This is a genomic window from Amycolatopsis sp. NPDC049159 (assembly GCF_040648295.1).
GTDB lineage: Bacteria > Actinomycetota > Actinomycetes > Mycobacteriales > Pseudonocardiaceae > Amycolatopsis > Amycolatopsis pretoriensis_A.
The window spans coordinates 47,019-67,563 of sequence record NZ_JBEZDL010000027.1; the positions used below are offsets into that span (position 1 = coordinate 47,019).

18 protein-coding genes are annotated in these 20,545 nt (G+C 72.3%); 3 read left to right on the top strand and 15 right to left on the bottom strand.

The window, feature by feature from the left end:
- Positions 1-5 precede the first annotated feature (5 nt).
- From AB0B33_RS39190 to AB0B33_RS39215, 6 genes are all read right to left on the bottom strand, one after another.
- Complete coding sequence (locus tag AB0B33_RS39190) at positions 6-1,265, bottom strand: cytochrome P450 (protein ID WP_247022557.1); 1,260 nt, start codon at positions 1,263-1,265, stop codon at positions 6-8.
- On the bottom strand, positions 1,262-1,858 hold the full coding sequence (locus tag AB0B33_RS39195) for an ATP/GTP-binding protein (RefSeq protein WP_315863283.1): 597 nt from the start codon (positions 1,856-1,858) through the stop codon (positions 1,262-1,264). The genes AB0B33_RS39190 and AB0B33_RS39195 overlap by 4 nt, the downstream gene beginning before the upstream one ends.
- Positions 1,851-2,210: a DUF742 domain-containing protein gene (locus tag AB0B33_RS39200; protein ID WP_247022554.1), complete on the bottom strand. Its 360-nt coding sequence runs from the start codon at positions 2,208-2,210 to the stop codon at positions 1,851-1,853. Before AB0B33_RS39200 ends, AB0B33_RS39195 begins: the two co-directional genes overlap by 8 nt.
- On the bottom strand, positions 2,207-2,626 hold the full coding sequence (locus AB0B33_RS39205) for a roadblock/LC7 domain-containing protein (protein ID WP_247022552.1): 420 nt from the start codon (positions 2,624-2,626) through the stop codon (positions 2,207-2,209). Before AB0B33_RS39205 ends, AB0B33_RS39200 begins: the two co-directional genes overlap by 4 nt.
- A gap of 63 nt (positions 2,627-2,689) precedes the next feature.
- The gene (locus tag AB0B33_RS39210; protein ID WP_247022551.1) at positions 2,690-4,054 is read right to left on the bottom strand and encodes an ATP-binding protein; all 1,365 of its coding nucleotides are present in this window, start codon (positions 4,052-4,054) and stop codon (positions 2,690-2,692) included.
- A gap of 246 nt (positions 4,055-4,300) precedes the next feature.
- Positions 4,301-5,356, bottom strand: coding sequence for a helix-turn-helix domain-containing protein (locus AB0B33_RS39215; RefSeq protein WP_360781559.1), 1,056 nt, complete (start codon positions 5,354-5,356; stop codon positions 4,301-4,303).
- Positions 5,357-5,483: 127 nt separating this feature from the next.
- Between AB0B33_RS39215 and AB0B33_RS39220 the strand changes: the two genes are divergently transcribed.
- The 3 genes from AB0B33_RS39220 (at position 5,484) to AB0B33_RS39230 (ending at position 10,989) form a co-directional block, all read left to right on the top strand.
- Positions 5,484-7,760 (top strand): LuxR C-terminal-related transcriptional regulator, encoded by a 2,277-nt coding sequence (locus AB0B33_RS39220; RefSeq protein WP_360781560.1) that lies wholly within the window; start codon positions 5,484-5,486, stop codon positions 7,758-7,760.
- Between the two features lie 136 nt (positions 7,761-7,896).
- On the top strand, positions 7,897-9,216 hold the full coding sequence (locus tag AB0B33_RS39225) for a glycoside hydrolase family 6 protein (protein WP_360781660.1): 1,320 nt from the start codon (positions 7,897-7,899) through the stop codon (positions 9,214-9,216).
- A 330-nt stretch (positions 9,217-9,546) separates the two neighbouring features.
- Entirely contained in the window at positions 9,547-10,989 is a 1,443-nt protein-coding gene (locus AB0B33_RS39230) for a non-reducing end alpha-L-arabinofuranosidase family hydrolase (RefSeq protein ID WP_360781562.1), read from the top strand.
- 230 nt (positions 10,990-11,219) lie between these two features.
- Here AB0B33_RS39230 and AB0B33_RS39235 read toward each other — a convergent pair whose 3' ends face one another.
- The 9 genes from AB0B33_RS39235 to AB0B33_RS39275 all read right to left on the bottom strand — a co-directional run bounded on the left by AB0B33_RS39235 (position 11,220) and on the right by AB0B33_RS39275 (position 20,416).
- Entirely contained in the window at positions 11,220-11,765 is a 546-nt protein-coding gene (locus AB0B33_RS39235) for a hypothetical protein (protein WP_360781564.1), read from the bottom strand.
- Positions 11,766-11,878: 113 nt separating this feature from the next.
- Positions 11,879-13,225, bottom strand: coding sequence for a DUF6351 family protein (locus AB0B33_RS39240; RefSeq protein WP_360781566.1), 1,347 nt, complete (start codon positions 13,223-13,225; stop codon positions 11,879-11,881).
- A 27-nt stretch (positions 13,226-13,252) separates the two neighbouring features.
- Complete coding sequence (locus tag AB0B33_RS39245) at positions 13,253-14,476, bottom strand: 2-hydroxyacyl-CoA dehydratase family protein (RefSeq protein WP_360781568.1); 1,224 nt, start codon at positions 14,474-14,476, stop codon at positions 13,253-13,255.
- On the bottom strand, positions 14,473-15,477 hold the full coding sequence (locus tag AB0B33_RS39250; RefSeq protein ID WP_360781570.1) for a 2-hydroxyacyl-CoA dehydratase family protein: 1,005 nt from the start codon (positions 15,475-15,477) through the stop codon (positions 14,473-14,475). Before AB0B33_RS39250 ends, AB0B33_RS39245 begins: the two co-directional genes overlap by 4 nt.
- Positions 15,474-16,712, bottom strand: coding sequence for a CoA transferase (locus tag AB0B33_RS39255; RefSeq protein WP_247022537.1), 1,239 nt, complete (start codon positions 16,710-16,712; stop codon positions 15,474-15,476). Before AB0B33_RS39255 ends, AB0B33_RS39250 begins: the two co-directional genes overlap by 4 nt.
- On the bottom strand, positions 16,709-17,848 hold the full coding sequence (locus tag AB0B33_RS39260; protein WP_360781572.1) for a CapA family protein: 1,140 nt from the start codon (positions 17,846-17,848) through the stop codon (positions 16,709-16,711). Before AB0B33_RS39260 ends, AB0B33_RS39255 begins: the two co-directional genes overlap by 4 nt.
- The gene (locus AB0B33_RS39265) at positions 17,845-18,630 is read right to left on the bottom strand and encodes an amino acid ABC transporter ATP-binding protein (protein WP_360781573.1); all 786 of its coding nucleotides are present in this window, start codon (positions 18,628-18,630) and stop codon (positions 17,845-17,847) included. The genes AB0B33_RS39260 and AB0B33_RS39265 overlap by 4 nt, the downstream gene beginning before the upstream one ends.
- Positions 18,627-19,502 carry an amino acid ABC transporter permease gene (locus tag AB0B33_RS39270; RefSeq protein ID WP_247022534.1) on the bottom strand — a complete coding sequence of 292 codons (876 nt, stop codon included), beginning with the start codon at positions 19,500-19,502 and terminating at the stop codon, positions 18,627-18,629. Before AB0B33_RS39270 ends, AB0B33_RS39265 begins: the two co-directional genes overlap by 4 nt.
- Positions 19,499-20,416, bottom strand: a complete 918-nt coding sequence (locus tag AB0B33_RS39275; RefSeq protein ID WP_360781576.1) for a transporter substrate-binding domain-containing protein — start codon at positions 20,414-20,416, stop codon at positions 19,499-19,501. The genes AB0B33_RS39270 and AB0B33_RS39275 overlap by 4 nt, the downstream gene beginning before the upstream one ends.
- Between the last annotated feature and the right edge of the window lie 129 nt (positions 20,417-20,545).

The following is a 20,545-nucleotide window of genomic DNA, read 5'->3' on the forward strand; positions in this document are numbered from 1 at the left end:
ACAGGTCACCACGCCCCCGGTCCACCGACGTGGACCGGGGTGAAGGTCACCGGCAAGCTCTCCAGTCCGCGCATCCACACCGACGGCCGCCACACCAGCTCGCCCGCCGGAACAGCGAGTTCCAGGTCGGGCAGGCGGTCCAGCAGGACCTCGACCGTGGTCCGGGCGATCACCTCGGCCACTTCCGGTGCCGGATAGGGACACCCGTGCTCGCCGTGGCCGAACGACATGTGGGCGTGGTTGCCGAGGGCGCCGTATGCCGCGTCCGGGCGGGCGTGCGGGTCCGCGTTGCCGGCCGCCAGGCCCAGCACGAGCAGATCGCCTTGGCGCACGCGGACGCCGCTGAGCACGGTGTCGCGGGACGCGAACCGGCCGATGAAGTTCTGCGTGGGCGTGTCGTGCCACAGCACCTCGTTGAGGGCCTGCCCGACGCTACCCCGGCCGCCCGACAGCGTCATCGCGAAGCGGCTGTCGGTCAGCATGAGCCGGATCGTGTTTCCGATCCAGTTCGCCGTCGGCTGCTGGGCCGCGGCGGTCACCACCAGCAGGTCCTGGACGACCTCGTCGTCGGTCAGGTCCGCCGGGTGCCGCATCATGGTCGTGGGGACGTCGGCGCCCGGCCGCTCGTGCTTCACGCCCACCAGCCGCGCCATCGCCTCCTGCACCCGGACGTACGCGGGCAGCGCCTCGGGGCCGACGTCGAGGGACAGGGCGACGTCCCGCACCAGGGCCGGGGCCTCCGAGTCGGGCATGCCGTACATCTTCGCGATCGCCAGCAGCGGCGCGCGCTGCGCGAACTGGGCGATCAGGTCGGCTTCGCCGCTACCCGCGAATTCGTCGATCAGGCTGTCCGCGATCCGTTCGCAGTGCGAGCCGAGGTCGAACTGGTCGACCGCGGACAACGCGTCGCCGATCGCGCCCGCCCGCCGGCGGTGCTCCGCGGCTTCGGTGAACATCACCGACGGGTTGTGCATGACGTAGGGCAGCAGCGGCCAGTCGTCGGGGACGTTGTCCCACTGGTTCCACCGGCGGCTGTCGCGGGCGAACAGCTGCGAGTCCTGGCACACCTGGTGGATCTCGCGGTAGCCGGTGAGCAGCCACGCGGGGATGTCGCCGTCGAGCAGGACCGGGACGACGCCGCCGTACTCCCGCCGGATCCGGGCGTACAACGCCGCGGGATCCTTCTGGAACTCCGGTCCGTACAACCGGACCCGGTCCGCGGCGGGGACCGTCTCCGGCGGGGTGCTGGTCTGGAAACCGGTCACGATGCGCCCTCCCGGACTTTGGACAGGGTGTAGAGGTGGTCGACGAGCGAGATCAGCACCTGCTTGGACGAGTCCCGGTCGCGGGCGTCGCAGTCGACGAGCGGGACCTCCTCGGCCAGGTCGAGCGCCGCGCGGACGTCGTCGAGGCTGTGCTTCGGCGGGCCGAAGTTGTTGCGGGCCACGATGAACGGCGTCCCGTGGTGCTCGAGCCGGTCGATCGCGTACCACGAGTCGGCCAGCCGCCGGGCGTCGACCAGGACGACCGCACCGAGGGTGCCGGCGAAGAGGCTGTCCCAGAGGAACCAGAACCGTTCCTGGCCGGGCGCCCCGAACAGGTAGAGCACCATCTGCTCGTCGAGGCTGATCCGGCCGAAGTCGAACGCGACCGTGGTCGTCGTCTTGCCCTGCACCCCGCGGGTGTGGTCGACGCCGATGCCGGCCTGCGTCATCGTCTCTTCGGTGCTCAGCGGCCGGATCTCGCTGACCGACCGGACCATCGTCGTCTTCCCGACGCCGAAGCCGCCGACGACGACGATCTTCAGGCCGTCACTCGCGCTGTCGGCCAGTGGCTGCCGTTCTTCTACTTCAGAGATTGCGGAGTCCAACGAGCACCTTCTTGAGGAATTCCGAGTCGGAGGTCCGTCCCGCGGCCTGGGCCGACGACGGATGTCGGGCGGACACCTTGCCCGTGGCCAGCAGGTCCGCGAGCAGAATCTTGAGCACACTCACCGGCAGCGCCAGGTAGGACGACAGCTCGACGACGGACGTCGGCTTCTCGGCGATCCGCAGGATCCGCACGTGCTCGGACTGCATCCCCGCGGACGGCTCCGATTCGCTGACGATCAACGTGACGAGGTCGAGGTCGATGTCGTCCGCGCTGCTGCGTCCCCCCGTGACCGTGTAGAGCCGGTCCGGGTCTTCTCCGTCGAGCGCCGAACGCGTCACGAAGCCGGTTGGTCGGCCGCCGCGAACCGCGGCGGAGCGGTGAACACCGAGCCGATCTGCTCCACCAGCTCGTCCATGTTGTGCCCGATCAGGCCGACGTCGGCGTCCTCGGTGGCGATCACGGCCAGGTGCGAGCCGACCCCGGCCTCGACGATGAAGAGGATCCCGCCGTGGAACTCGGTCATCGAGTTGCGCACGCCGCCGGTGCCGTCGCCGAACTCGACCGACGCGCCGTGCGCCAGCGCCTGGACCCCGGCCGCGATCGCGGCCAGCTGGTCGGCGCGGTCGACGGTGAGTCCCTGCGTGTGGCAGAGCTTCAGGCCGTCACGCGACAGCACGAGGGCGTGACACGCGCCGGCGGTGTTGCCGACGAGGTTCTCGAGGAGCCATTCGAGGCTCTTGTCCGAATCAGTCATCGAATCCGGGGACCGGGCAGGCGGGTCCCCTCGCTCCAATCTGGCGGGGTCGGGTGTGGGAGGTCACGCGTCTTCGCCGGTCTCCGCCGGGGTGGCGGCGCGGTGCGACGGCGTGGGACCGCCGCTGCGCCGCTGCTGGAAGGCACCGAACCGGGAACCGGTGTCCCGCTCGGCCCGGGCCGTGCTCGGCGTGGGCGACGGCGGCCGGCGCGACGCGGCGGTCAGCGTCTGCCCGCGCGAGCGCTTCGGCAGTTCCGACGGCTCGATGAGGTCACCGGTGATTTCGTGGCTCGTGTCGGGCCCCGGCCACGCGACGGCGGCGGGCTGCTCTTCCTTCTCCGGCAGGACATCCGGGCGCGGCTGCGTGATCAGCTGGGTCGGGATCCGCATGACGACCCCGATCCCGCCGCGCGAGGACGGGCGGAAGAAGACGTGCAGCTGGTGCTTGCGCGCCAGGCAGCCGACGACGGCGAGCCCGAGCCGCGTCCCCGACATCGCGGTCAGGTCGAGCGGCTCGTCGAGGGACACCGCGCGCTCGGCGCGGACGAGGGCCTGCGCCTTCATCCCGAGGCCACCGTCTTCGATGGTGATGACTGCCCCGTTGTGCAGATCTTCGACATAAACGTGCACTTCTTCGGACGGCGCCGAGAACTTCGTGGCATTGTCCATCAGTTCGGCGAGCGCGTGCATGACGTCTTCCGCGGCGTAACCGACGACGGCGACCCCGCTCGCGGAATGCACGCGAACCCGCTGATATGCGCCGATGCGGCCGAGCGCACCGCGCAGGATGCTCTCCATCCGGATCGGTTTCGTCCAGCGGCGGCCCGAGCGCGCGCCGGTGAGCACGGCGATGCTGTCGGCGAGCCGGCCGGCCTGCGCGGTGGTGTGGTCCACCTTCAGCAGATCCCCGAGCATCGCGTCGGAGGACCGGTTCTCCATTTCGCGCAGGTCCGCGAGGGTGCTGGTCGCCAGCGCCTGCAGCCGGCCCGCGGCGTTCGCGCAGGCGGCGGTCGCGGCGGCGCGGCGGCGTTCACCGGTGGCGATCTCGTCGATCAGCAACCGGAGGGTGCGCTCGTGCAATTCGTCGGCGGGACGCGGGATTTCGGCGAGCACGCTGTCCGCGGCCGAGCCGCTGCGCAGCCGCCGGACCGCCTCGGGCACCGTCCGATCGAGCAGCCAGGCCAGTTCACGGCTGCCCGACTGCGCGGATTCGCGCACCTGCCCGGCTTCGTCGCGCGCAGCCTCGGCCTGCGCTGCCGCCCGCGCGACCTGGTCACCCCGGCGCAGGGCGAAGAACACGGCGACGCAGGTGGCGATCCCGGTGACCGCACCCGCCACGGCGACGAAGATCGCCTGCCCGCCCGAAACCAGCAAGGACACGGTGGTCCAGATCGCCCCGGCGACAACGGCGGTGACCAGCACTCCCATCACGGCCCGGCCGACCGACTCACGTTCTTCCCGATGCTGTGCAGGCGATCGTTCCGACATCGCTCCACTTCCCCGAGTCCGATTGGTGCCCGAACAGTACTCCGTACGCCGGGGAAGATCACGGGCCGGTTTCGGTTCGCGGGGAAATACTCGTTCCGGTCTCCGGGCACGAAGATCAAGAGGCGATTTCGTGCCCGGACACGATTCACGTCCGGGGATGTCCTTGTGCTTTCCGCAAAGGCAGTGCTATATGCCGACGCGGTCCGCGCGCACCGCAATGCGCAGGCTCAACCGCTCCTCGGGGTCCTCCAGGCGACTGCCGAACAGGGCCTGCAGCCGGCGCGTGCGGTTGCGGGCCGTCTGCGGGTGCACCCCCAGCCGTGCGGCGATCTCCGGTGCGCCGCCCCGGGCGTCGAGCATGGCGTGGAGCGTCACGACGAGCTTGTCGCGCGTTTTCGGTGGCAGCCCGGACAGTGGCGCGAGGCTGCGCGCGGCGAGGGCGCCGGTGAGCGATTCGTCGGCGAGCAGGCAATGGGTCACCACGTGGTCCGTCCAGTGGACGACCGGGTCGCGGGCCGCCAGGCCGCGGCGGCGCAGGTTCCACGTCCGCCGGGCCCAGTGCAGCGACGTCGCCGCCTGGGCCGGTGGCACGGCCGGGCCGGTCGCCGCGGGCGTGCCGCCCACGACCCGGCCGGGGTCGGTGTCCGCGGGCAGCACCAGGTACGGGCTCGCGGCGCTCAGGTCGGCCAGCACCTCGGCGCCGAACGGGCCGACGCACGCACCGGGCGCCACGACGACGGCGACGACGCGCTCCGGCACCGGCCAGTTCGCGCGCCCGGCCAGGTCGGCCCACCCCTGACCGGCGAGGAGCGCGTGCAGCAGGTCCGCGCGCACGTCGGTGACCGCCGCGCGCTGCGCCGCCCGGTAGCCCTCGGTCGAGAGTCCGATCAGGACGTCGACGCAGCGCAGCACCGCCTCCACACCCGACCCGACGACGCCGGCACCGGCGCGGTGGCTCAACGCGGCCACGACCGGCAGGGCGCACCGGCCACCGGCCTGGTAGGCGCGGACGAGCCGGTCGAGTTCGCCGCCCGCCGCGTGCTCGGCGACGCCGGCCCGGCGGAAGGCGCCCGCCCCGGACGACGTGCCCGCGCGGGGATTCGCCACCAGGGTGCCGGCGAACGCCGTGGCGTCCGCGTCGAACAGCGGCGCGTGCTCGGGCACCGCGTGCCGGACGCCGGCCACGATCGCCCGGGCGATCGCCGCCGCGGCGGGGCCGGGAATCGGCTGGGACGTGGTCATCGTCGACCTCCGGAGCGGAGCGGGCATCGCCGGGCGCGCCGAGTCTGCTCGGCGGCCCCCGCCCGACGCGTCGGGAGAACTACGTATTCGTCAACCCAAGTGGACACCCGCACCGGATTCGATCACGATGTGTGCGGTGGACGACCACGGCGCGGTGGAGCTGGGGCAGCTGACGAGCTACGTCGGCCGCACCGGCGACGAGAACGACGTGCGCGGCCTGCTCGAAACGGCCCGCCTGGTCACCCTCACCGGCCCCGGCGGAGTGGGCAAGACCCGGCTCGCCGGCCGTGTCGCCAGCTCGATGACCCACGCCTTCCCGGACGGCGTGGTCGTGGTCAGCCTCGCCGAACTGAGCGAAGCGAGCCTGCTCACCCGCACGCTGGCCGACTGCCTCGGCCTGCACGACACCGCCGGCCGGCCGGTCCGCGACGCCGTGGTCGCGCACCTGCGGGACCGCCACGTCCTGCTGCTGCTGGACAACTGCGAGCACCTCGTCGACAGCTGCGCCGGCCTCGTCCTCTCCCTGCTCCGGCGCTGCCCCGGCGTCCGCGTCCTGGCGACCAGCCGCAGCTCGCTCGGCGTCGCCGGGGAGCACGTCCTGCCGGTCGCGCCGCTGGCGGTGCCGCCGGAGACCGCCGGGACCCCGGAGCTGGCGATGGCCTACGACAGCGTCCGGCTCTTCGCCGACCGGGCGGCGGCGGTGCTGCCGTCGTTCCGGCTCACCGGGGACAACGTCGGCCCGGTGACGGAGGTGTGCCGGCAGCTGGACGGGCTGCCGCTCGCCGTCGAGCTGGCCGCCGCCCGCATCCGGGCCTTGTCGCCGCGCCAGATCGCCGACCGGGTGAGCGCGAGCTTGACGTTGCTGATCACCGGGGCGAGGTCGCTGCCCGAGCGGCACCGCACCTTGCGGGCGACCGTCGAGGGCAGCTACGCCCTGTGCACCGACCTCGAGCGGGAGGTCTGGGAGCGTTGTTCGGTGTTCGCCGGTCCGTTCGAGCTGCCGGCCGTCGACGGGCCCGCCGACGTCCTGGACGCGGTGGACGGCCTGGTCGACAAGTCGGTGCTGCTGCGCGTCGAGGGCGCGGCCGGCGTCCGCTACAAGATGCTGAACGCCCTGCGTGAGTTCGGTCAGGAACGGCTGGCCGAGACCGGCGCGGCGGACGTCGCGGCCCGGCGGCACCGCGACTACCACGCCCGGCTCCTGGAGCAAGCGGGCGCCGAGTGGCTGGGTCCCCGGCGCGACGACTGGTTCGCGCGGCTGTCCGCCGGCCACGCCGACATCCGCGCGGCGCTGTCGTGGTCACTGCGTACCGGCGGGGAAGCCGTGATCGCGTTGCGGATGGCGACGAGCGTGCTCGAATACTGGCTGGCCCGCGGTGCCGTGTGGGAGGTCCGGGAGTGGACGGACCGGGCGCTCGCGGCCACGCCCGCCGAGGCCGCGGGCCGCTCCCGGGGGCAAGCCGTCGCCGCGCTGTGCTCGGCGTTGCACGCGGACCTGCCCGGAGCGCGACAGCGGCTGGCGCGGGCCGAGGCCGTCCGTGACGAAGACGCGGCGCCCTACCTCTGCCACGCACGGGCGTTCGTCGCGATGCTCGCGGTCGAGCCGCACGCCATCGAGCACGCGGCCGAAGCCGTCCGGCTGTTCGAGGCGCGCGGCCAGGTCCGGCAGCAGCTGCACCCGATGTTCATCCAAGGCGTGTCGATGGCCTACCGCGGCGACCTCGCAGGGGCGCGACGGCTGCTCGAAGGCATGCGGCGATTGTGCGAAGCGGCGCAGGACGATTCCTACCGCTCGATGGCGTTGTTCGGCCTCGGCGTGGTGGAAGTCTGCTACGGCGGTGACCTCGGCACCGGGGAACGCGCGATCCGCGACGCGCTGGACATCGATCTGCGCGGCCCCGACCTGCTCTCCGCGGCGTACCGGGTGGACGGCTTGGCGTGGGTCTCGGCCCGGCGCGAGGACTGGCGGCGGGCGGCCCGGCTGTTCGGCGCGGCGGCGGCGTTGTGGGACCAGTGCGGATCCGAGCCCGGCGTGGCCGTCGCCCTGCCGCACCGGGAAGCGGTGAAGGCCGCCCGCGGTGCGCTCGGTGACGCGCGGTTCGAGGAGCTGTCCGGCGAAGGGCACCGGGCGAACCTGCACGACGTGCTGGCCACCGAGCGCCCGCCGACCGGCGGTGTCGTGGTGCTGCCGCCGTTGACCCGGCGGGAGTCCGAGATCGCCGGGCTCGTCGCGAACGGACTGACCAACCGGGAGATCGCCGTGCACCTGGTCATCTCGCGGCGGACCGCGGAAACCCACCTCGAGCACATCTTCACCAAGCTGCGGCTGGGCAACCGGACCCAGGTCGCGATCTGGGTGAACGAGCAGCTCCGCCACGACGACGACCTCCGAAGTGGACAGTAGGACGACGACCGCAGGCACCCGGCTGCCTCTTTCCCGATTCAGCCCGTCCGGCTACAGTGCTGGACTGATGGGAGCGCTCCCAGCACTTTCGTTCCGGCGATCCGTTCGAAGGAGAAAGTGCATGCGAAGCAGGACAGTGACAGCCGGCGCGCTCGCCGCGCTGGCCGTGACCGGGGTCGTCGCCACGACCACGTGGGCGGGTGCGCAGGCGGCGGGCTCCGCGTTCTACACCGACCCCGGCACCAACGCGGCCAAGTGGGTCGCGGCCAACCCCGGCGACTCGCGCGCCGCGGTCATCCGCGACCGCGTGGCCGCGGTGCCGCAGGCGAGGTGGTTCACCACCACGAACACCTCGGCGGTGCGCGGCGAGGTCGACGCCTACACCGGGGCCGCGGCCGCCGCCGGGAAGATCCCGATCCTGGTCGTCTACGACATCCCCAACCGCGACTGCGGCGGCGCCAGCGGCGGCGGCGCGCCGTCGCACGACGCCTACCGGGCGTGGATCGACCAGGTGGCGGCCGGCCTGGCCGGGCGCCCCGCGGCGATCGTGCTCGAACCCGACGTGCTCGCGCTCATGACCAGCTGCCAGAGCGGCGACCAGCAGAGCCAGACGACCGCGTCGATCGCGTACGCGGGCAAGCGGCTCAAGGCCGGCTCGTCCCAGGCGAAGGTGTACTTCGACATCGGCCACTCCGCCTGGCTCTCCCCCGGCGACGCCGCGGCGCGGCTGCGGGCCGCGGACGTGTCCAACAGCGCCGACGGCATCTCGACCAACGTGTCCAACTACCGCGCGACCGGCGACGAGGTCGCCTACGACAAGGCGGTCCTCGACCAGGTCGGCGACTCGCGGCTGAAGGCGGTGGTCGACACGAGCCGCAACGGCAACGGGCCGCAGGGCAGCGAGTGGTGCGACCCCGCCGGCCGCGCGATCGGCACCCCGAGCACCGACCAGACCGGCGACAGCCGGATCGCCGCCTTCCTCTGGGTCAAGCCGCCGGGTGAGGCGGACGGCTGCCTCGCCACGGCCGGCCAGTTCGTCCCGCAGCGGGCCTACGACCTCGCCGTCGCGGCCGGCCCGGTGCCGACCACCACCCCCACCACTCCGACGACTCCGACGACGCCCACCACCACGACCCCGCAGCCCTCGGGCGGCTGCAAGGTCACGCACCGGGTGGTCAGCACGTGGTCGACGGGGTACACCGGCGAGATCGTCATCGAGAACCGCGGGACGTCGGTCGACCACTGGACGCTCACCTTCTCCGCCCCGGGCGTGACCGTCAGCCAAGGCTGGAACGGAACCTGGACCGACACCGGCGACGTCGTCCAGGTCGCCAACGCGGCGTGGAACGGAACGCTGGGCACGGGCGCCACCGCCACGATCGGCTACAACGCGAACTACACCGGCAGCGCACCGCCCTTCGGGTCGCCGACGTTGAACGGCGCCTCCTGCGCCTGAGTTCCCCCGCTCGAACCCCCTCCGGGGCCGATCGTCCCGGAGGGGGTTCTCGCGCGCCGTAGCGCCCGGGCGCGGTCTCCGGTATTCTCGCGAAACTTTCGGAATCCGGCTCGGCAAAAGGACATCCGGGCCCCGCGCGCATGTAACTTTCACGACGGTTCCGTCCTTTGTGGACGCAAGATCGCGCCCCTGAGGTGCGCCGCCACCCGGACCGGCGGCCGGCTTCCCGGAACCCCGGCCGCACCGATTGACAACCGTCCACGCGGAAGCTCAGGCTGTCCCGCGGATGTTAGCGATAACAGTAAGGCAGCTGACCGGGAGAAGGTCGACATGAACAGACGAAGCACGAGCCGCAGGATCGCTGCGCTCGCCGCCGCGGCGACGGTCACGGCGGCGGTGGTGACCGCGGTGACGCTGGGGGCGGGGCCGGCCTTGGCCGACTCCACCGGCGCCCTGCACGGCGTCGGTTCCGGCCGGTGCCTGGACGTCCCCAACGCCAACCAGACCGACGGCACCACCCTGCAGATCTACGACTGCTCGGGCGGCGCGGGCCAGCAGTGGACGTCGACGGCCGCCGGCCTGCTGACGGTGTTCGGCTCCAAGTGCCTCGACGTCCCCGGCGGCGCGACCGCCGGCACCCGCGTGCAGATCTGGACGTGCCACGGCGGCGCCAACCAGCAGTGGCGGCTGAACTCCGACGGCACGATCGTCGGCGTGCAGTCCGGGCTCTGCCTGGACGTCACGGGGGCCGGCACGGCCAACGGCACCGCGGTCACGGTGTGGACGTGCCACGGCGGCAGCAACCAGAAGTGGACGGGCCTCTCGACCACCCCGACGACCCCGACCACCTCGACCACCCCCGGCGGCACCTGCTCGCTCCCGTCGACCTACCGCTGGTCCTCGTCCGGCGTGCTGGCGACACCCAAGAACGGGTGGGTCTCGCTGAAGGACTTCACCAACGTCGTCTACAACGGCAAGCACCTCGTCTACGCGTCGAACGTCTCGGGCTCGACCTACGGCTCGATGGCCTTCACGCCGTTCACGAACTGGTCCGACATGGCCTCGGCCGGCCAGACCGGGATGAACCAGAGCACCGTGGCACCCACGCTGTTCTACTTCGCGCCGAAGAACATCTGGGTGCTCGCCTACCAGTGGGGTGCCTGGCCGTTCATCTACCGGACGTCGAGCGACCCCACCAACCCCAACGGCTGGTCGTCGCCGCAACCGCTGTTCACCGGCAGCATCTCCGGCTCCGGCACCGGCCCGATCGACCAGACCCTGATCGCCGACGGCTCGAACATGTACCTGTTCTTCGCCGGTGACAACGGCAAGATCTACCGGGCCAGCATGCCGATCGGCAACTTCCCCGGCAGCTTCGGCGCGAACTACACGACCGTCATGAGCGACTCGACGAACAACCTCTTCGAAGCGGTCGAGGTCTACAAGGTCCAGGGCCAGAACCAGTACCTGATGATCGTCGAGGCGATCGGGGCGAACGGCCGCTACTTCCGTTCCTTCACCGCCAGCAGCCTCGGCGGTTCGTGGACCCCGCAGGCCGCGAGCGAGAGCAACCCGTTCGCCGGCAAGGCCAACAGCGGCGCCTCCTGGACCAACGACATCAGCCACGGTGACCTCGTCCGCACCAACCCCGACCAGACCAAGACCATCGACCCCTGCAACCTCCAGCTCCTCTACCAGGGCAAGTCCCCCAACGCGAGCGGCCCGTACGACCAGCTCCCGTGGCGGCCGGGCCTCCTGACGCTGCAGCGCTAGCGTCCCGGGCAAGCGCCCCGATGTGGCGTTGGGTGCGTCTGACGCACCCAACACCACATCGGAGTTGTTTCATCGTGGTTCGAGCCGGTCAGGGTGGGTTGATCGGGTTTGGTAATGGCTCAGGTGTGGGCGGGCCGGACGCTTTGTCGAGGATGCGCCAGGTTTGAGGCCGGCGAAGCCGCCCTCAACCGCGTAGCGCACCGCCGCGAACGCCTGCTGCTGAGCCTTGGTCAACGGCCGGTTGGCCTCGGCCTTGTAGGGAGCCAGCACGATCTGCTCGCATACCCCGCCGCAGACTGTGCAGTCACGGTGGCACGAACGTCTTTGTGCCGGCCGTGGAACCCCTTGTCCGCTTTGCCGCTGTAGTTGGCCCGGTTCGCCTGGCCGGTGCGGCGGCGGGTCCGGATCACAGTCCCGTCCACCAGCACCACCCCCGCCTTACCGGCGGCCAATCGCCGCAGCACCCGCTCCAGCCGGGATGCGCGGGCGGCGAGCAAGGCGATGGCTTCCAGCACCCAGCGCCGCACCGTCGAGGCCGACACGCTCATGCCGCCACCCAGATCGGCCAGGCGCGGGTCGTGTTGCAGCACCACCAGCGCCTGCCCGCCCGGGCCGGCTTTGCGCCAACGGGAACGCAACCGACGCCGCCGGGCACGGATCAAGTCGGCGACCATGCCCAGGGTCTGCCGCGACAACGGCAGGGTGACCTGGTAAGAAATCGGGCCGAAGCCTCGGCGGGTGATTGACTCACAGCTCGATCTTGCCGAGGGCTTCATGCCACACAACCCAGACACGCCCACCAAACCACTGCCACCAGCCACAACCACGATGAAACAACCCCGTTGGGGGCGCTTGGGCCCGGCTGTCGGACGACCTGCGGCAAGCGGCGCTAGCCGGCCGCGGGGTACATCCGGTTGAACCGCGGCGGCGTGTAGGGCAGGTAACGCCCTGGCACGCCGTCCGCGGCGGTCGCCAGCTCGTTCATCGTCCGGGGTGCCGTGTCGGGCCAGTGGCCCGTGCGCAGCCGGGTCAGCGTCCGGTCGATCGCCGCCTGCTGCTCGCCGGTCGTGTACGTGCAGTGGCCGGCCGTCCGGACGTACGTCTGGCGGAGCAGGGACGGCCGGCGGGCCAAGGCGCCGTAGGACTCCTGCTGAGCCACCGTCGAGATCTGGTCGCCGGTGCCGTTCACGGTGAGGACCGGGATCCGCAGGTCGCCGGTGAACACGATGCCCCGCTCGAGGTAGCGGACCGCCGCCGGGTCGGCGGACACGCGGGGTTCGGCGGCGAGCCGGCCGAGGTCGGCGCGCAGGTCGAGCCCCGCGCGTTCGTACAGCCGCCGCACGGTGTCCCGCTGCTCCGGGGCCGCCGTCGTGAGCTGACGCGCGTAGTCGACCCCCGTGTTCCACGACGGGTTCCCGCCCGCCAGCTGCTCGATCGCCCGGCGGCTGCTCACCGCCTGCCCGACGTAGGGCAGCGGCCCGCCCGCCAGCGCCAGGAACATCCCCTCTTCGACGCCGTCGGCGGTGGTCGGCACCGGGGTCGTCGTGCCGTCGGGGGCCAGGCCCCAGCCCGGCAGCTGGCCGATCGCCGCCGCGAGCGCGATGCGCGCCTTGCCCGCCGGGGTCGCCTGCGCCGCGGTCACCGCCGAAATCCACTGCTGCTGGGTGCCGGGGACGTCGGCGGGGATGCCGGTCACCGGGAGGGCCGTATCGCGGAACAGCAGGGTCTTGAGCGTGAAGACGGTGTCCAGCTTCTGGTTCCACTGCCCCACCGCGCCGCCGAGGCCGCCGCACATCGGCACGGCCGCGTCGAACCGGCCGGGGTACACCTGCGCGACGCCGGCGGCGACCATCCCGCCCATCGAGCGGCCTTCGGCGATCGCGTACCGGGCGGGGCCGAACGCGGTCTCGAAGCGGCCGAGCGCCGCCGCCTGGTTGTCGATGGCCCGCGCGATGTTCCAGCCGGTGACCGTGCGGGTGGTGCCGCCCACGGCGTAGCCGCGTCCCAGGAGACTCGCGGTGAGCGCGCTCGACAGCCCGCCCGCGGCGAAGTCCAGGTCGACCAGCACGGCGCCGTTCCACCGCGCGGGTTTGGCGAAGCTGTACGGCGTGCCGTCGCTCAGCTGCCCGCCGACGCACGTCGCCGAGCCCACGCAGGGTTCCGCCGCGTGGGCGGTGGCGGGAAGTGCGGCGGCGGCGACCACGGCCGCGGCCAGCAGGGTGATCCTGGTGCCCATGAAAACACTCCTGTCCTTTTCGGACGGTCAGGTCAGTCCGTCGAGCCACGCGGTCATCCGCGCGGTCAGCTCGGCTCCGGTGCGGGCGTCGACGTTGTCCGCGGGCAGTTCGAGCACCGGGATGCCCGCCGCCCGCAGCGCCCGGGTCGTGAAGTAGCTGCCACGGGCGTCGTCGGAGACCAGGTGGACCACGCCGTCGACGCCGTGGTGGCGGGCTTCCTTGACGTACCACTCCGCCGACCACGGCGGGGTGTAGAGCTGGTCGCCGAAGGCGGCGAACCGGGCGGCCAGCGCGCGCAGCGGGTCGTCGCCGTAGCGCAGGTAGCCGTCCGCGGCGATGGCCAGGTACATCGACCACACGAAGACCGCGCCGTGCGACTCCTGGAACCGACGGTAGAAGTCGAGGTCGAACCACAGCCCGCGGCCGACCCACATCAGCCGCAGCCGCTCGTCCGGGCACGCCGCGACGCCGGCGTCGATCCGGTCGCGCACCTCGTCGTGGAACGCCCGTGCGGCGTCGCGCGCCCACTCCGTGCCGCGGTGCCACTGGGGCACCATGACGCTCGGGATGCCGTCGGTGACGGCGATCGGGCACGGCCGGGCGGCCGCGATGAGGTCGCGGGTGCGGCGGTTCCACTCCTGCTGCTCGTTCACCAGCGCCAGGACTTCGCGGAACCGCGTCTCGGAGAACACCCGGCCGGTGGTCTGCTCCAAGAAACGGATCAGCCCGGTCAGCTCGCCGGTCAGCAGGTCGAGGCGGTCGCTGCCGATCGCCTCCTCCCAGCGGTGCGGCATCAGCTCCCACCACCGCTGCGGGACCTCGTTCTCCGCCGCGCTTTCCAGGGCGTAGTAGGTGACCCCGGGTTGCGCGTCCCAGACGTCGAAGATCTTGCGGGACGCGTCCCCGGTCGTCTCGCCGAGCACGATCGACGGCTTCGGCAGCCCGCCCCACGGCGCCTGGCCGGGATCGGTCTCGAACGCCGACGCCAGCGACGTGGCGCTGTACTGCTCGATGTAGTCGGGGTAGCCGCGCTCGCGCAGCAGGCCGAGGTAGCGCTGGGTCTGGCGTTTCGCCGCGACGATCGAAGCCCACCACTGGTTGACCACGTACGGGATGCCCATCGCGCGGAAGATCTCCTGCGGCGCGTCCGCGTTGACCAGGGCCAGGGGCCCCTCGGCGGCGCGCACCCGGGCGAACCACTCGCGCTGGTGGGCGGTCGCGGTGGTCGCCGACGTCAGCCGGGCGCTCATGCCGCCGCACCCAGCGCCGCCAGCGCTTCGCCGGTCAGTTCGCCGTAGGGCTGACGCTCGGCCAGGACCGCGGGCAGTCCCGTCGCGGCCCGCTGTTCCGGGAAGTCCCACGGCGGTGCGTCGTCGTGCACGCGCGCGTAGGAAAACAGCACCTCCGCACCGCAAGCGCGTGCGGCCGCGGCGGTGTGCGCCGCCCGCTGCCGGATGGACGCGCGCGGGGCGGCGGGGCCGTTGTGCTGGTAGCGCTCGGCCAGCGCGAGTTCCGTCGGCGCCGCGCAGGTCCGGGCGAAGAGCAGCTCGCCCCAGTCGTGGTCCTCCCCCACGACGAGAAATCCGTTGCGCTCGACCGTTTCGTAAACGGCAGGGCTGTCGTGGGAGCTGCCGGTGAGGAACACCCGCACCCCCTCGGCCTCGGGCCCTTCGACGGCCGGCTCGCGTTCGACGAGCGCGATGGCCTCGGCGACCGGCACCGCGGTGGTCGCCGCGACGATCTCGAGGAACCGGGTGCCGCTCAGGCGGTTCGCCCGGCGGTGGGCGGCGAGCCGGCCGAGCGACCGGCGCAGGGTGTCGTGCGCGGTGATGGCCGCGGCGAGGTCGTCGTCGCCGATCGGCCGCCAGCGGCCCAGCCACTCGCGCAGCTGCGCGATCTTCGCGTGGACGTACCGGGTGGTCGTGTGGTGCGGCAGGTGCAGCACGTCGACCAGGCGCACCGGCGGCAGCCCCAGCGCCGGCTCGATCCGGTGCAGCTCCCGCAAGGCGTAGAACAGGCGCAACGACGCTTCGCAGTCGCGGGAGACGACGATGGCTTCGAGCGGCCCGTAGTCCCCGCCGAGGATCCGCGTCAGGATCGACCGGGCGACCGGGTCCACGCCGCGGCCGAGGTAGCGGTCGCCGACCGCGCTGTCTTCGCCCGGCTTCCCGGTCAGCCGCAGCGGCCGCAGGCCGGCCGCGGTGATCAGCTCGACCGGGACGTCGGCGCCGACGTACCCGACGGCGCTCAAATCACGGCCTCCGCGGCCAGGTCCGCCAGCTGCTGTTCGGTGTAGCCGAGCAGCTCGCGGTAGACGTGCTCGTTGTGCTCCCCCAGCCCCGGCGCCGGCCGGTCCAGCGAAACGCGGGCGGCGGAGAACCGGATCGGCACGCCGGTCCCGGCCAGGTCGGCGACGTCGCCGTGGCGCGGGTGCCGCAGCGGCACGACCTCCTCGCGCGCCAGCACCAGCGGGTCGCGGACGGCGTCGCGCGGCTCGCGGACCTCGGCGGCCGGCACGCCTTCGGCGGTGAACGCGGCGAGGATCTCGGCCAGCGGCCGCACCCGGCACCACTCGCGGATGAGGTCGTGGAGCTCGTCGGCGGCGCCGACGCGCTGGTCGCGCGTGCGGTAGCGGTCGTCCTCGGCCAGCTCGGGCCGGCCGATCGCGCGGAGGACGCCGTGGGCGAACGCGTCGGTCGGCGCGCACAGCGCGAGGTGGCCGTCCAGCGCCGGCAGGATCCCGAACGGCGCCAGCCGCGGCACCATCGAGCCGGTGCGCTGGGGCAGGCCGACCGCCTCGAAGGCGTCGAACGGCTCGCACGCGACCAGCGAGGTCAGCGCGCCGAGCATCGACACGTCGACATGCTGACCCTCGCCGGTGTGTTCGGCCTGCAGCAGCGCCGACACCGTGCCGACGACGGCGAACAGCGGCGCCAGCAGGTCGCCGATCGGCAGGCCGAACCGGACCGGGCCTTCGTCGGGCTCGCCCGCGGTCATCATCACGCCGCTCAGCGCCTGGATGATCGAGTCCATCGCCTTGCCGGAGCCCGGGCCGCCCTGGGCGCCGAACCCGCTGATCGAGGTGTAGACGAGCCGGGGGTTGACCTCCCGGACGTGGGCGTAGGAGATGCCGAGCCGGTCGGTGACGCCCGGGCTGTAGTTCTCGACCAGGACGTCGGCGTCGCGGACGAGGTCGGTGAACACCGCGTGCGACCGCGGGTTCTTCAGGTCGAGGGTGACGCTGAGCTTGTTGCGGCCGCGCAGCAGCATCGACACCGACAGGTCGTCGTCGTGCCGCCGGGCGAGGTTGAGCCCGTCCCGGCCGACGTAGGGCGCGTTGTTGCGGGAGGAGTCCCCGCCGGTGGCCGGGTTCTCGACCTTGATCACGGTCGCCCCGAGCCCGGCGAGCAGCAGCGTCGCGTACGGCCCGGCGAGCGCGGTGGTCAGGTCGACGACGGTGCGGCCGGCCAGTGGCTGGTCGGTCATGAAGGGGCCCCCTCGGAGAGATCGACGAGCACTTCGGTGCCGCGCGGGGTGAACCGGCCGTTGAGCCGGGCCCCGCGGGTGATGTCCTCGACGTACTGGGTCACGGCCTCGCCTCGCGCGGTGCCGCCGACCGGCACCGGACGGCCGTGGTCGTCGATCCAGCACGGGACGAAACCGGCTTCACGCAACCCGGTTCCGTCGAAGCGGCAGAAGGCGATGGCGGTGTTGCGGCTTTCGGGGTGGAACGGGAAGAACGGCATGGCGGGGTCCGGCGCGAAGCCGTAGAGCTCGGTCCGCCGCTCGGCCCACGCGCGCAGCTCGTCCGCGCCCACGCCGGCTCCCGGCGTGAGGGCGTGGGTGACGGTGACGAAGTTGCCCAGCCCGTGGAAGATCGGCCGCCCTCGGTGGACCTCGATGCCGCGCATGATGTGCGGGTGGTGGGAGAACACGGCGTCCGCCCCGGCGTCGACCGCCGCGCGGGCGACCGGGCCCTCGTACATCGCGACCGTGACCGGGGTGTGCCCGACGCCCTTGTGCAGCGACACGAGCACGACGTCGGCCTCGGCACGCAGGGCGCGCACGTCTTCGGCCATCGCCTCGAGGCTGTCGGGGTCGGCGAAGGTGTAGATCTTCGGCGGCCCGCCGGGGCTCGCGTGGTCGAGCTCGTAGTGGGTGAGGACGTGGACGTACGCGCAGCCGGGCTTGCGGGAGGTCGCCCACGAGTCGCGCGGGCCGACGCAGTTGTAGGACAGCACGCCGATGCGCAGCCCCCCGCGCTCGACGATCGCCGGGCGGCGGGCCTGCGCGAGGTCCGGCCCGGCCCCCGCCGTCACCATCCCCGCCGCGCGGGAGTAGGCGATGGTGTCGGCCAGTCCGCCGTCCCCGGCGTCGCAGACGTGGTTGCCCGCGAGGGTGACGACGGCGAAGCCCGCATCGGCCACCGCTTTCAGCGCTTCCGGGTCCGACGGGGGCGCCGGGACGTCGGTGCTGCGCGAGACCGCCGTGGTCGAGTGCGGCACCTCGACGTGCCCGATGGCCAGGTCCATCCCCCGCAGCACCGGCGCGGCCGGGGCGAGGAACGATTCCGGGTCCGGCTCGTCCAGGATGAGGTCGCCGACGGCGCCGACAGTGATCACGAAACACCCTCCTTTTCGGACAGATGACGGGACAGGAAGGCCCGCAGCCGCTCGGTCCGCGGCCGCGCGAACAGCTCACCCGGCGGCCCTTCCTCGACGATCCGGCCAGCTTCCATGAACACGCACCGGTCGGCCACCTCGCGGGCGAAGGCCATTTCGTGGGTGACCACGACCATCGTCGTGCCCGCCGCGGCGAGGTTTCGCAGAACGGCAAGGACCTCGTCGACGAGTTCCGGGTCGAGGGCGCTGGTGGGCTCGTCGAACAGCATGATCCGCGGCCGGACCAGCACGGCCCTGGCGATGGCGACCCGCTGCTGCTGCCCGCCCGAGAGCTGCCGCGGGTAGTGGTCCTCGCGCCCGGCCAGCCCGATGCGCTCCAGCAGCTCACGGGCCTCTCGCTCCACAGTGGACCGATCGCGCCCGTGGACGTGGATCGCCGCGTCGGTCACGTTGCGCAGCACGGTGAACTGCGGGAACAGGTTGAACTGCTGGAAGACCATGCTCATCCGGCGGCGCTGAGCGGCGATCCGCCGCTCGGTCAGTGGGCGCAGGCCACCCGGGGAGCGCCGGTGGCCGAGCAGCTCGCCGTCGAGGTACATCGCCCCGCCGTCGATCGGCTCCAGCTGGTGGGCGCAGCGGACGAGCGTCGACTTGCCGGAGCCCGACGGCCCGATCACCACGACCGCCTCGCCCTCGTGCACGTCGAGGCTGACGCCCGCGAGCGCGGTCACCGGGCCGAACTCCTTGCGGACGTCGCTGATCCGCAGCACGGGGGCGGTCATCGGACGTCCCGGTGGCCGCGGGAGAACCGGCGCTCCAGCCGGCGCTGCCCGGCGGTCAGGACGGTGACCACGACCAGGTACCAGAAGCAGGCGACCAGCAGCATCGGCACGATCTCGTAGGTGCGGTTGTAGATCACCTGCACCGAGTGGAGCAGGTCCGACATCGCGATGACCGACACCAGCGCGGTGCCCTTGAGGACGTTGATGAACTGGCTGCCCGCGGGCGGGATGATCACGCGCATCGCCTGCGGGAGCACGATCCGCAGCAGCGTCTGGCCCGGCGGGTAGCCCATCGCTCGGGCCGCGTCGCGCTGGCCGGGGTCGACCGACGACACCCCGGCGCGGAAGATCTCCGCCAGGTAGGCCGATTCGACCAGCGACAGGCCGAGCACCGCGGCCGTCAGCGGCGTGATGACGCTGTTGGCGTCCCACGTGCCGAACACCGGGCCGAACGGGATGCCGATCGAGAGCTTCGGCAGCAGGTAGGCGAGGTTGAACCAGAAGATCAGCTGCACCAGCGGCGGGATCCCGCGGAAGAGGCCCACCCACAGCGTCGCCACCCAGCGGGCGGGCCCGAACCCGCTCAGCTGCATCGCCGCGACCACGCCGCCGGCCAGCGAGCCGAGCACCATCGCCGCGACCGCGAGCAGCACCGTGGTGCCCAGGCCGGCCATGACGCTCTTCTCGAAGAGGTACTTCACCACGACGTCCCACTGGAACCGGGAGTTGCCGGCCAGGAAGACGACCAGCTGCGCGAGCAGCACGGCCAGCACGAGCACGAACAGCCAGCGCAGCGGGCGGAACCGGCCGCGGGCGGCGGCGACGTCGTCGGGGGGCGCCGTCGTTTCCTCCACTGTGGACACCGCGGTCATTTCGCGGACGCCGCGTCGAAGACCGGCTGCGGGACCGTGACGTCGCCGAGGCCCCACTGGTGCATGATCCGCGTGTAGGTGCCGTTGCGGAAGAGTTCCTCGAAAGCCTTCTGCAGCACCGGTCCGAGCTTGCCGGCCTTCGGCGTGTACAGCGCGAGGTTGTCCTTCGTGGCGCCCTGCTCCTCGGTCTGGGTCACGTACTCGTACTGCCCCTTCTGCTGGGTGGTCACGTCGATCGCGGCCGCCTGGGTCATCCCGGCGGCCTCGGCGCGGCCGGACTTCGCGGCCAGCAGGGTGGCGTTCGTGTCGTCGAGCCCGACCACCTGCACGGCCGGCTTCCGCGCGCCTTCGCAGAACTTCGACAGCTTGGCGAGCTGGTCCTCCACGACACTGGCGGTGACCACGGCGACGCGCTTGCCGCACAGGTCGGCGGCCTGCTTGATGCCCGCCGCGGAGCCTTCGGGGATCACGTAGGAGGTCCGCGTGGTCATCCACGTGACGGTGTCGAACTGCTTCTCGCGTTCGGCGGTGGCCTTCACCGGCCCGTTGAAGGCTTCGTAGCGGCCGCTGAGCATGCCCTGCAGCGCGGCCGGGAGCCCGCTGACGATGGTGGTTTCCGTGCGCACGCCCAGGAGCTGGCCGAGCGCCTGCTGGAAGTCGTGGTCGATGCCGGTGACGGTCTTCCCGTCCGGGCCGACGGTGCGGTACGGCGGGTGGGAGTCGCCGGCGAACCGGAGGACGCCCGAGTCCTTGACCGCCGGGGGCAGCTGGTCGTGCAACGCGGTGTCGGCGGTCAGCGCGGCGGCCGTGGGCGCCGGGGCCGCGCCGTCCTCGACCGTGCAGCCGGCCAGGACGAGCCCGGCGGCGACCGCGGCGAGCGAGCTTCGACGCCATTGACGAAGAGAGGAGCCCATGTCGTTTCTTCCTGAGGAAGGCCACCCGGAGCAGGCGGCGCGGGAACCCGAGGGATCAATTGGTTGCTATCTGGGCGCCGATCGTCGCATGATGTGTCGCGTGATTCAACCCCCTTGGAGCGGCCACCC